Here is a 1,104-nt window from a genome sequence, read left to right on the forward strand (position 1 = left end):
CCTGTGCTATCGAGAGAAAATCAGGAATTTACAGATCAACTTGTAAATGTGCTACAAAATGCAGGTGACGCTGGAGATAGATCAGGAAGTTATCTTACTGCCGTTCGTGGCTACAACATTGCAAATCAGCAATTCGATTAATTCTTCCCTTGCCCCCGAAGTCAAAAGGAGCACCAAGTGCTCCTTTTTATTTAGAAGGTATTAAATGCATATTTCGGAGCATTCCGATCAGTCATTTCGGGATTATCCGATCACCCATTTCGGTTTAAACCGATCACTGATTCCGCGATTATCCGATCACTTTTAGCCTAACTCCGAAATCGGTGATCGGAATAGCGAAAACCGCGATCGGAATGTCCGAAATCCTACCTTTTTCTCTTTTAAATCAATAGCTCGCTATTCTTTACTTCTTAAACAAGAAAGTAAGGAAGCGACCATGGCAAAAAAGAGAACTCCAATGAACAAAATCAAAGAGGTATTACGCCTTAAGTACGACTGCGGTCTCTCCAATCGTGGTATCGCTTCTTGCTTGAAACTCGGCCCGTCCACCATATCGGAACTCCTGACTCGCTTTAAACAAAGCCAACTTGGCTGGCCTCTACCCGAAAGTTGCAGCGATGCTGATCTCACGCAAGCGCTGTATCACGGCAAGAAAGCCAGTCGCGATAAAGTCATGCCAGACTTCACTCAATACGCAGTCGAACTCAGACGTAAAGGCATGACGAAGATGCTGCTCTGGCAGGAATATCATGAGCAATATCAAGAGCAAGCTTACGCTTACACTCAGTTCTGCGAGCACTTCACTCGTTGGTTCAAAACCCAAAAGCGCAGTATGCGTCAGCTCCATGTTGCAGGTGATAAGCTGTTTATCGATTACTGTGGGCCTCGGCTTCAAGTGGTCAACCCTGATACAGGTGAAGTGCGCGAAGCAGAAGTGTTCGTGGCGACCTTAGGAGCGTCCAATTACACCTATGTTGAAGCCTTCCCGAGTCAAGGTAAGTCTTACTGGTTAGAGGCGCATGCCAATGCGTTCGAGCACTTCGGTGGAGTACCACAGCTCTTGGTTCCCGACAATCTGCGTAGCGCGGTCACCAAAGCCAATCG

The 1,104-nt window shown here is 46.7% G+C and carries 1 protein-coding gene; it reads left to right on the forward strand.

Annotated elements, in window-relative coordinates; translation table 11 throughout:
- Positions 1-436: 436 nt before the first annotated feature.
- A partial coding sequence (gene istA / locus R7Z50_RS24660; RefSeq protein WP_318149372.1) for an IS21 family transposase occupies positions 437-1,104 on the forward strand: 668 nt, incomplete at its 3' end.

The sequence above is a fragment of the Vibrio sp. 1249-1 genome (assembly GCF_033340495.1).